The 9967-nt window shown below is 57.6% G+C and carries 13 protein-coding genes; 11 read left to right on the plus strand and 2 right to left on the minus strand.

Features of this window, described 5'->3' with window-relative positions:
• The first annotated feature begins 32 nt into the window (after positions 1–32).
• Together B2590_RS15610 and B2590_RS15615 are read left to right on the plus strand one after the other, a co-directional pair.
• The gene (locus B2590_RS15610) at positions 33–1280 is read left to right on the plus strand and encodes a glycosyltransferase family 4 protein (protein WP_286810972.1); all 1248 of its coding nucleotides are present in this window, start codon (positions 33–35) and stop codon (positions 1278–1280) included.
• Complete coding sequence (locus B2590_RS15615; RefSeq protein WP_036204101.1) at positions 1246–1821, plus strand: phosphatase PAP2 family protein; 576 nt, start codon at positions 1246–1248, stop codon at positions 1819–1821. The genes B2590_RS15610 and B2590_RS15615 overlap by 35 nt, the downstream gene beginning before the upstream one ends.
• On the opposite strand, the gene dinB is transcribed toward B2590_RS15615, so the two are convergent.
• A complete protein-coding gene (gene dinB / locus B2590_RS15620; RefSeq protein WP_036204097.1) occupies positions 1796–2860 on the minus strand; it encodes a DNA polymerase IV in 1065 nt (354 codons plus the stop codon). The two genes, B2590_RS15615 and dinB, sit on opposite strands and share 26 nt — an antisense overlap.
• Positions 2861–2984: 124 nt before the next feature.
• On the opposite strand from dinB, the gene B2590_RS15625 reads away from it, so the two are divergent.
• The 5 genes from B2590_RS15625 (at position 2985) to minE (ending at position 5555) form a co-directional block, all read left to right on the plus strand.
• Positions 2985–3266, plus strand: a complete 282-nt coding sequence (locus B2590_RS15625; RefSeq protein WP_036204094.1) for a DUF1244 domain-containing protein — start codon at positions 2985–2987, stop codon at positions 3264–3266.
• On the plus strand, positions 3263–3652 hold the full coding sequence (locus B2590_RS15630) for a HopJ type III effector protein (RefSeq protein WP_286810961.1): 390 nt from the start codon (positions 3263–3265) through the stop codon (positions 3650–3652). Before B2590_RS15625 ends, B2590_RS15630 begins: the two co-directional genes overlap by 4 nt.
• Positions 3649–4419 carry a septum site-determining protein MinC gene (gene minC / locus B2590_RS15635; protein WP_036204088.1) on the plus strand — a complete coding sequence of 257 codons (771 nt, stop codon included), beginning with the start codon at positions 3649–3651 and terminating at the stop codon, positions 4417–4419. The genes B2590_RS15630 and minC overlap by 4 nt, the downstream gene beginning before the upstream one ends.
• Before the next feature lie 65 nt (positions 4420–4484).
• Positions 4485–5297 (plus strand): septum site-determining protein MinD, encoded by an 813-nt coding sequence (gene minD, locus B2590_RS15640; RefSeq protein WP_036204085.1) that lies wholly within the window; start codon positions 4485–4487, stop codon positions 5295–5297.
• A gap of 3 nt (positions 5298–5300) precedes the next feature.
• Positions 5301–5555, plus strand: a complete 255-nt coding sequence (gene minE / locus B2590_RS15645; RefSeq protein WP_007154416.1) for a cell division topological specificity factor MinE — start codon at positions 5301–5303, stop codon at positions 5553–5555.
• Positions 5556–5563: 8 nt separating this feature from the next.
• On the opposite strand, the gene B2590_RS15650 is transcribed toward minE, so the two are convergent.
• Entirely contained in the window at positions 5564–6577 is a 1014-nt protein-coding gene (locus tag B2590_RS15650) for a DUF2804 domain-containing protein (RefSeq protein ID WP_286810960.1), read from the minus strand.
• 131 nt (positions 6578–6708) lie between these two features.
• Between B2590_RS15650 and B2590_RS15655 the strand changes: the two genes are divergently transcribed.
• The 4 genes from B2590_RS15655 to B2590_RS15670 all read left to right on the plus strand — a co-directional run bounded on the left by B2590_RS15655 (position 6709) and on the right by B2590_RS15670 (position 9963).
• Positions 6709–7458, plus strand: a complete 750-nt coding sequence (locus B2590_RS15655; protein WP_075195994.1) for an START domain-containing protein — start codon at positions 6709–6711, stop codon at positions 7456–7458.
• Positions 7459–7516: 58 nt separating this feature from the next.
• Positions 7517–8008 (plus strand): CBS domain-containing protein, encoded by a 492-nt coding sequence (locus B2590_RS15660; RefSeq protein WP_036204075.1) that lies wholly within the window; start codon positions 7517–7519, stop codon positions 8006–8008.
• A 20-nt stretch (positions 8009–8028) separates the two neighbouring features.
• Positions 8029–9414 (plus strand): PhoH family protein, encoded by a 1386-nt coding sequence (locus B2590_RS15665; protein ID WP_036204072.1) that lies wholly within the window; start codon positions 8029–8031, stop codon positions 9412–9414.
• A gap of 75 nt (positions 9415–9489) precedes the next feature.
• On the plus strand, positions 9490–9963 hold the full coding sequence (locus B2590_RS15670; protein WP_286810959.1) for a CHASE4 domain-containing protein: 474 nt from the start codon (positions 9490–9492) through the stop codon (positions 9961–9963).
• Positions 9964–9967 lie beyond the last annotated feature (4 nt).

A 9967-nucleotide genomic window follows, 5' to 3' on the forward strand; every position in this document is an offset into this window, starting at 1 on the left:
GAACTGTCATGCCAGGTTTCCATAGTGGAGGCATGAAAGAGGAAACCACAGGTAACACCGCGATGAGAGTCACCCAGGCTTCAGGGCGCAAGCACCACATTACCATTGTTTCGGAGACCTTTCCTCCGGAAATCAATGGCGTGGCGAACACCCTCAGGCACCTATGCCTGGGCCTGATGCAACGTGGCCACAAGGTAACGGTCATCCGTCCACGCCAGCGCCATGAATCAAAAGGGCGATTCGAAGGTGCCGGGGAATGCCTGTTTTCCGACGAGCAAGTTGTGACCGGCCTGCCGCTACCGGGTTACAGTGACCTGAGGTTCGGAATGACCCGGCCGGGCTTCCTGGCCTCACTCTGGAAGCATCAACGCCCGGATGCCATTTACGTTGCCACCCAAGGCCCCCTCGGCGTAGCGGCCGTTGCGGCCGCCAGACGGGCCGGCATCCCGGTCAGCTCCGGTTTTCACACCAACTTCCATGCCTACAGTCGCTACTATGGTGCCGGGTTCCTGGAAAAACTGTTGTGCAGCTACGGCCGTTGGTTTCACAACAGGACGGCCATAACACTGGTGCCCACCCGGAAAATCGCACAAACCACCCATGACATGGGCATTCAACCGACATCGGTCTGGAGTCGCGGCGTTGACTGCACCCGTTTTTCGCCCCACAAACGGGACGCGGTGCTCCGGCAACAATGGGGACTGCAAGCCAACGACCGCGCGGTACTCTATGTTGGTCGCCTCGCTCCGGAAAAAAACCTTCAGATGGCGGTGTCATGCTTTGAGCGTATCCGCGGGCTGCACCCCTGCGCGAAATTCATACTCGTAGGTGATGGACCGATGCGCAAGCGCCTTGCCGAACGCCATCCGGATTACGTTTTTGCAGGAACCCGCCGTGGCGAAGATCTGGCCCGGCACTATGCCTCCGGTGACATCTTCCTGTTCCCCAGCAAAACCGACACCTTCGGCAACGTGGTTACTGAAGCCATGGCCAGCGGCCTGGCGGTGGTTGCTTTTGACGATGCCGCCGCCAGCGAACATATCCGCCATGAAGACAACGGCATGAAGGCTCAGCTCAGCAACGACGAAGGTTTTGTCGACCATGCCCTGCGCCTGGCCGACCAGCCAACCCTGATGAACAGGGTACGGGCACAGGCGCGCCTGGACGCACTGGACCTGAATTGGGCCGCACAGGTTGAGCAGTTCGAACACCTGATACTGAACCAGCCACTGAGGAACAACTACAATGCCCTCCACAAGCAAGGCATCTCGCTTCTTTAACGTGGTGGATCAGAGGGAATTTGCCCTCTGCCAGTCCATCAATCGCTCTCTGCGGTTTCGCCCGGTGCAGGGGTACTTCAAGGTTGTCAGCCGGCTGGGTGATGGCTGGCTATGGTATCTGGTCATCCTGTCGATGCCAGTGCTTATGCCTCAGGCCGGGCTCGCCATCGCGCTGCTGATGGTGGCTACCGGCCTGACCTGCACCATTACCTACAAGCTGCTGAAGCGCTGGCTGATCCGCGAGCGCCCGTTTATATCGTTTCCTTCGATAAACTGCGGCACACCGCCCCTGGACCGTTACAGCTTTCCGTCCGGTCACACCCTACATGCCGTCTGCTTCAATACGGTGCTGGCCATGACAGCGCCTGAGGTGGCCTGGCTGTTGTTGCCGTTCACCCTGAGTGTTGCCGCCTCCCGGGTCGTGCTCGGCCTTCATTACCCCAGCGATGTAGCGGCAGGCGCCTTGATCGGCGGTTGCCTGGGCCTGGCTTCGGTTAACGGCCTGTACGACCGGTTTATTCAAATAGCCGCAGTTGCATAACCGGCGACTCATCACTGCGAAAGCGCACGCCCAACCCCAGCAGGCGCACCGGGCGGCCCGTATCAGTCACCAGTTCATCCAGCAGCGGCTGATAGTCTTCCAGCTCGGGCTCCTGAATCCGGTCGCGCACACGCTCCAGGGTATGGGTGGAAAAGTCGCTGTAACGAATCTTGATAAACAGTTTGTGAATGGGTTTTCGGCCGGCCTTGCGGCTGAGCCGGAGGTTCAGGTCGGCCACCAGCGAGGCCATCACCGACTCGCAGGCGCGCTTGTCCGGCAGGTCCTGGGAAAAGGTCCGTTCCACGCTGACGGACTTGGCAATGCGCGACACCACCACATCCCGATCATCACGGCCGAACGCCATTTCCCGCAGCCGGTACCCCTGCTTGCCAAACTTCTCCGGCAGGGCTTCAGCGGGTAGCGCCTGAATGTCGCCACAGGTGGCAACGCCCATCGTGTGAAGTTTGCCAGCGGTCACTTGCCCCACGCCAAAAAGCTTTTCGACCTTCAGGTCCTGAACGAAACCCTTGACGTCCTCAGGGCGGATCACGAACAGGCCGTCAGGTTTTTTCCAGTCACTGGCAATCTTCGCCAGGAACTTGTTGGGGGCCACACCGGCGGAAATAGTGATACCCACCTCATCTTTCACTCGCTTGCGCAAGTATTGCGCCATCAACGTGGCACTGCCCTTATGCTCGGTTACCTCGCTGACATCCAGGAAGGCTTCGTCCAGCGACAGCGGCTCCACCAGATCGGTCAATTCCCTCAGGATGGCCATCACCTGTTTCGACACCGCCCGGTAGCGGGCCATGTCCGGCGGCACGGTCACCAGGCCGGGGCACAAGCGCCGGGCTTCGCCGCCAGGCATGGCGGACCGCACGCCAAAAGCCCTCGCTTTATAGTTGCAGGTGGTAACCACTCCGCGGCCACCTTCGCCACCCACGGCCAACGGAACTTCCCTTAATGAGGGATCGTCCCGCATTTCCACGGCGGCGTAGAAGCAGTCGCAATCTACATGGATAATCTTGCGCTGGGCCATGACTCTTCAATCAAGTAAATTATCTGTACATATGTACAGCCTTGTATCTTACGGTAACATGCTGAGAATGTCAGGAGCTCCAATTAGCAACTCCCAACGACGACAGAGACAGGTGTGAGCAATCATGACAAACCCGATCCCAGAACAATCGCAGACGGAAATTGAAGCCGCCGCGTTTCGAAAGCTGGTCAACCATCTGCGCGAGCACACCGAGGTCCAGAATATTGACCTTATGAACCTGGCAGGGTTCTGTCGCAATTGCCTCTCCAAATGGTATCGCGCCGAAGCCGCCGAGAGAGGCTTCGAGCTGTCTGACCCGGACGCCCGGGAGATCATCTACGGCATGCCTTATGAAGAGTGGAAAGCCCGCTACCAGCAAGGGCCCAAACAGGACCACAAGGCATGAACGTCAATGACGCGGTTCGTATCCACCTGGCATCGGTTGAGGCCGGCCATGGCGACTTTGACGATACCCTGGCGCTGATTGACCGATTCTTCGACTATCAGCCCACCGGGTTTCACAACGGACCGCTGTACAATGGCACCGGCGAGAACGCCGGTTCATGCCGGGTATTTTCCCTGGCCCAATACTGCAACCTGACCGAATCCGACACTTTGTGTCTGTTTGCCCAGCACTACCAGCAAGTGCTGGACGAACCGGCAGGTGAAAGCCATGGCAACATCCGCCAGTTCATGGGCACCGGCTGGTCCGGTATCCGCTTTGACGGCCCGGCGCTTCGTAAACGCCCGGGCACCACTCAGGACGACACCACGGAAGAGACCCATCCATGAGCGAGACCGCCGTATCCGGGGTAAAGCAGTGCTTCCAACTGAAGAGTGCGAACGTTTCCATGACCGCACTGGAGCTGTATTTTTTTGACAATGACGACTTCGAAAGCACGCTCAGAGACAAAATCAGCCAGGCACCCGGATTCTTCAAGGACATCCCCCTGATCATCAGCCTGGAAAAGTATGAGGGGCTGAGCAGCGAACTGGATTTTTTCAAGATCATCGGCGCCTGCCGCCGCCACAACATCCATGTCATCGGCGTACGCGGTGGCAACGATGATCAGCGCCGCCTCGCCCGCGGTGCGTCATTGGCGCTGCTTCCCGGTGGCAACCAGCGCGACCGGGACATCGATACCGCGCCGGCCACGGAATCGGCCGCCACTGAACCGACCGAAAACCCGACTCCCGCCAGGGTCGAGAATCCGGGTGAGCCAGCGCCCGCGAAAATCATCAATCAGCCAGTCCGTTCGGGCCAGCAGGTTTACGCACCCGAGGGCGACCTGATCATCCTTGCGCCGGTTCAAGCCGGCGCCGAAGTGCTTGCGGCCGGCAACGTTCATGTGTACGGACCATTGCGCGGGCGGGCCCTCGCGGGTATTCACGGCGCGGAACATGCACGGGTATTCTGCCAGTCTCTTGAAGCAGAGCTTGTGTCCATCGCCGGACACTATAAAATCTCCGAAGATCTTCAGGACAACGGCTGGAAAACCGCCGTACAGATCCAGCTCAGGGATGACCTGCTGGTGGTAACGCCACTGGAGAAGGCCTGAAAAGAACGTAACTACCCGCACGGGCGGGAAAAACGACGAATCCACCGCAAAACAGGAATGCAACCTTGGCTAGAATCATTGTCGTTACCTCAGGAAAAGGTGGCGTAGGTAAAACCACAACCAGCGCCTCTATCAGCACCGGCCTGGCGAAGCGAGGCCACAAAACCGTGGTGATCGATTTCGACGTGGGCCTGCGCAACCTGGATCTCATCATGAACTGCGAACGCAGGGTGGTGTACGACTTCGTGAATGTGATCCAGGGCGAAGCCACTCTCAACCAGGCTCTGATCCGGGACAAACGGGTCGACACCCTGTATATCCTGCCGGCCTCCCAGACCCGGGAAAAGGAAGCCCTGACCAAAGATGGCGTTGAGAAGGTGATCAACGAGCTGTCCGAGCGGTTTGACTACATTGTCTGTGATTCTCCCGCCGGCATTGAGCATGGCGCCCTGATGGCGCTCTACTATGCCGATGAGGCGGTAGTTGTTACCAACCCGGAAGTGTCCTCCGTGCGGGATTCAGACCGTATTCTCGGCATCCTGCAGAGCAAATCGCGGAGAGCCGAGATGGGGCAGGACCCCGTAAAAGAACACCTGCTGCTATCCCGCTACAACCCGGATCGGGTGGAAAAGGGCGAAATGCTTTCCGTGGCCGATGTGGAGGAAATTCTCGCCATCCCCCTGCTGGGCGTGATTCCGGAGTCCCAGGTGGTACTGAATGCCTCCAACCAGGGCGTTCCGGTCATTCTTGAGGAAGACAGCGATGCCGGACAGGCCTATGATGATGCCGTGGCCCGCCTTCTGGGTGAGGAGCGAGAACATCGCTTCATGACGTCCCAGAAAAAAGGTTTCTTCTCACGGATGTTCAAGGGGGGCTGACGGATGAGTTTCCTGGATTATTTCAAGAGCAAGAAAAACAACCGGTCCGCCAGCGTTGCCAAGGAACGCCTACAGATCATTGTTGCCCACGAACGGGGCCAGCGCGACCAACCTGACTACCTGCCAGAATTGCAGAAAGAGCTGCTTGCGGTCATCCGCAAGTACGTTCAGATCAGCGATGACCAGGTCCAGGTGGAAGTTGACCGCAACGACAGCTGTTCGGTACTGGAACTAAACGTTACCCTGCCGGAACACTGACCGCGCCACTACCAGCGTGCGAAGTGATCCTCCATCAGTCCCCGTAGCCCGTCTACGGGGACTGAGTTGCCCGCCTCATCGCGCACTGTGCCGGAAAAGGTACCAATGTACTGGCGGAAATTGGAGGCAATCAGCCATGCATTGAGTCGCTCCCGCCGAACCCCCGATGGCTCAAACCAGAGATCGATCCTGCCATCGTCCGTGGTGACCTGCCAGGGTGCGGTTTCATCGTAGCGATCAAACACGAAACGGGCCTGCCCGAGCTTGATACAGCGCCCTTCCAGCCAGAGCGCATTTTCCGTCATACCGGTTTCATTCACGCCCGCCGCCAGATTGAGACCAACGGCACGACCATCTGCCAGCACCCCTGCCACACTCGCCCAGTTCCAGGCGGTTTCGCGCCTCATAAAGCCGCAACTCCAATCAACGGCTGCGCGTGACAGCGAGTCGCATTGCCAGCTCTGTCCCTGCCACCGAATGTCTCCGGACACCGGCAGACCCGCTGATTTACGGGTAAACACCCAACCGCTGTAACCGGCTGGGCACACCAGTCGCAGAGGGCGGGTGTCCCCTTCTATATTCAGGGCTATCCGGAGGTCACCGGGGCCGGAAACCAACACACCACGCGAGTGGCCGTCCGACGTAATACGAACGCATGTTTTCCCTTTACGAAACTCCGTCACCCCGGTTTCAGGCCTTGGCTCAATGTGAGTTCCCTTCGCCAATGGCTGCGTCAGGGACTGCTCCAGCATCTGCCCGGTCTTGAAATCATAAAGATAGAAAAACGCCGTACTGACCAGTTTCAGATCCACTACCGCCAGCCCGAACACCCAACCCGGCGCCATCGCACTGACGAACTGGAACTGGTTAAAACGGGCTTTACGGGCCAGGGCCGAGCGCGGTTTATCCATCACCGTACGGAGGTCAAAGTCCCGGTAGTTGATGACATCCACTGGTGTGTCCAATACGCCGTAGGGAATCCGCCCTCGGTCATCGATCAGTCGCTTGTTCGGTTTTTTCATCGTCAATTCGGGCCAAATGTTAACGTCAGGAATTCAGTCAGTTACCCAGTTCACAAACCCCCGATCGTAGCAGGTTGGCACCAGATCAGTCGTGCTAGACTCGCCCGACCATGTTCAAGGAAGTGTACCTCATGCAAAACCTGAGAGCCCGTGGCAACCAACGCCCGGCCAATCGACGCGTCATCTGGCTCGCAGCCACCACGGTTTTCCTGCAGGCCTCAGGTTTGACCTTCGCCGGGCTGCCAGCCGAAGACTCAGAAAACTGGAGCCTTCGCAAGGAAACCGATCGTATCCGGGTCTATACCACTGATCAGCCGAACTCCAGCTTCCAGGCCTTCAAGGCTGTGGCTGTGCTTGATGTGCCGATCGAGAATCTGATGGCGGTTATGATCAATCCCAAATCCTGTGTTCAGTGGGTTCATAACTGCTCGGAATCCTATGCCTTCGGCTCGGGTGACTTTGATGAGCGCTACGCCTACTCGGTCAACGATATGCCCTGGCCGGTCACCGACCGGGATTACGTACTACGGATTCGCACCCGGGGCCAACAGGTCGACGGCGAAATCGTGATGGACCTCAACGCCATTCCCGATCAACGGGCCGAGGAAGATGACTACATCCGTGTCGACAAGTCCGACACCCTTTACCGCTTTATTCCCGAAGACGGCCAGACCCGGATGATCTGGGTTCAACACACCGAGCCAAACGGTTCGATACCCGGCTGGCTGGTCAACACCCTGCTGGTGGACATTCCTATCCGTTCCATGGAGCAGTTGGAACGGGTTGCCCAGTGGGACCGTTACCAGAACTACGAACTGATCTATGACTCGCAGGGCCAACTGAAAGATGTAGCCCCCAAAGCTGAATCAGGGGATGACTAGAACATCAGCAACAGCTAAGCTCTTTTACAAAGGACCTGCTAACGGAGCCGATTCGTCAATGACCGTTCTCGCCTACGAGATCATGACCCCGAGCATCAAGGCCGTACCCCAATCCTGGACGATGGACCGTCTGGCCAGGTTCCTCACTGACAACGAAATCACCGGCAGCCCGGTTACCGACGAAACGGGCGAGATTGTCGGCATTGCCACCCTGAAGGACATCACCGAATTCCGCTGGAACGCCAGCCGTTCCGAGTCCGATGCGCGCATGACCCCGGAAGAAGAACACGAAGCCCGGCGCCTGCGCATGGCCATTTTTGAGGAGATGGGCAAGGTGCCGGTGGAAGTGCGTGACATCATGACCCCTATCGTTTTATCGGTTGACGAGCAAACGCCTGTGCGCGACATTGCCGATATTATGATGCGTGAACACCTGCACCGGATTTTCATCACCAAAGACGAAAAGATCACCGGTATTGTGACCACGTATGACATGCTCAAACTGATCTCCGACCAGGAGCTCACCAACCGCTGTGCCGGGAACGGCTGACCAGAGAGGTATCACACCCTATGCCAAGAGCATCGCAGGCTCGCAGAAAGATGTATGTCCTCGACACCAACGTCCTCATCCACGACCCGAACGCCCTCCTGAACTTTGAAGAACACGACGTCATCATTCCGATGACGGTCCTCGAAGAACTCGACAGTCTCAAATCCGGCAAACAGGCCGTTGCTGCCGATTGCCGACAGGCCATCCGCAACATCGACAAGTTGCTGGGTGACGCCAGCCCAGGAGAAATCGAGAAAGGCGTACCCATCGTGCGCGGCAAGAAAGCAGAACCGCTCGGCGCGTTATCGATACTGATGAGCACGGACTACCAGGGCAACCATGGCCTGCCCGAGCACCTGAACGACAACAAGATCATCAATACCCTGGCGGCCCTGCAAACCCGCCACACATCGCGCGACATCATCCTTGTCAGCAAGGACATCAACATGCGATTGAAAGCCCGGGGCTTCGGCGTGGAGGCCCAGGACTATCACAACGACATGCTGCTGGACGATATTGACCTGCTGCCGAAAGGGTACAAAGAATTCCCGAACTCGTTCTGGGACACCATCGAGAAGGTCGAAACCATCCAGCGGGAGGGTATTACCGAACACATCCTTCGTCGTGAGGGCGACCTGGCCAGGCTGACCATCAACGAGTTCGTTATTGATGAACAGGGATTCGTTGGCAAGGTGTCTGATGTGGGCGAAGACCAGATTGTCATTCGGGATCTGCACCAGCACGATCTGATGCACGAGGAAGTCTGGGGCCTGGTACCGCGGGATATATACCAGGCCATTGCCCTGAACCTGCTGCTGGACCCCGATATCCACCTGGTAAACCTGACCGGTTCCGCCGGCTCCGGTAAAACCATCCTCGCCCTCGCGGCCTGTATCGAAATGACGGTTGCCAGCAAGCTGTACAAACGCATCATCGCCACCCGTAGCACTCAGGGTCTGGACGAGGACATTGGCTTCCTCCCCGGCACCGAAGCGGAGAAAATGGAGCCCTGGCTGGGGGCCATCGTGGACAACCTCGAAGCTCTCCACGAAGACGATGAAAATATGACCGCCAGCGTGGACTACATCCTCAGCAAGGTGCCATTGCACTTCAAGTCGATGAACTACATTCGTGGCCGCAGCTTCCAACACAGCCTGATCATCATCGACGAATCCCAGAACCTGACGCCGCATCAGATCAAGACCATCATCACCCGTGCCGGCAACGGCTCCAAAGTGATCTGCTTGGGTAACCTGGCTCAGATCGACACCCCTTATCTGAGCGCCCTGAGCTCGGGACTCACCTACATGACCGAGCGCTTCAAGAGTTTCCGCCATGGCGGGCACATTCACCTACAGGGCGTCCCACGTTCTGTTCTGGCGGAGTACGCAGAAGCCAACCTTTAACGGAGTCTTACGAAAAAATACAGCAGGACATAGTTGCATCGCCTAAGCTTGAGCCAAGCAGACAGGTGAACGGCTATGTCCATTTTCGCAAAAACAACCATACCGATTGTTCTGATGGCCGTCGTGCTTGCGGTGGCCTCCTTCTTCATTCAGCGACATCTCATTTTCCCGGCGTTCGCCACCATAGAGCGCGACTCTGCCCGTGACCAGATAGACCGGGTGGTCAGACGTATCGAAGCCCAGCTCGAAACGATTGAGTTCACCGTTTACGACTGGGCGGCCTGGGATGACACCTATGAATTCAGCAATGACCTTAATCAAAGATATGTCACGTCGAACCTACAACCCGACACCTTTGAAAACTTCGGCTTTGAAGTCGCCCTAATAATGGACAGGAATGGCAACTCCCTTTGGGCAGGGGTGTTCGACTACCGTTCCGGCGAGGACATTATTGATCGTACTGAGTCCCACCAAAGTGAGCTTCTTGCAGCAGCCAGCGACTACACCGAAAACATCGATCTTTCGGCCGACTGTAGTTGCCCCCGCTAAACCG

Source organism: Marinobacter sp. UBA3604, from assembly GCF_002375325.1.
GTDB classification, from domain to species: domain Bacteria; phylum Pseudomonadota; class Gammaproteobacteria; order Pseudomonadales; family Oleiphilaceae; genus Marinobacter; species Marinobacter salarius.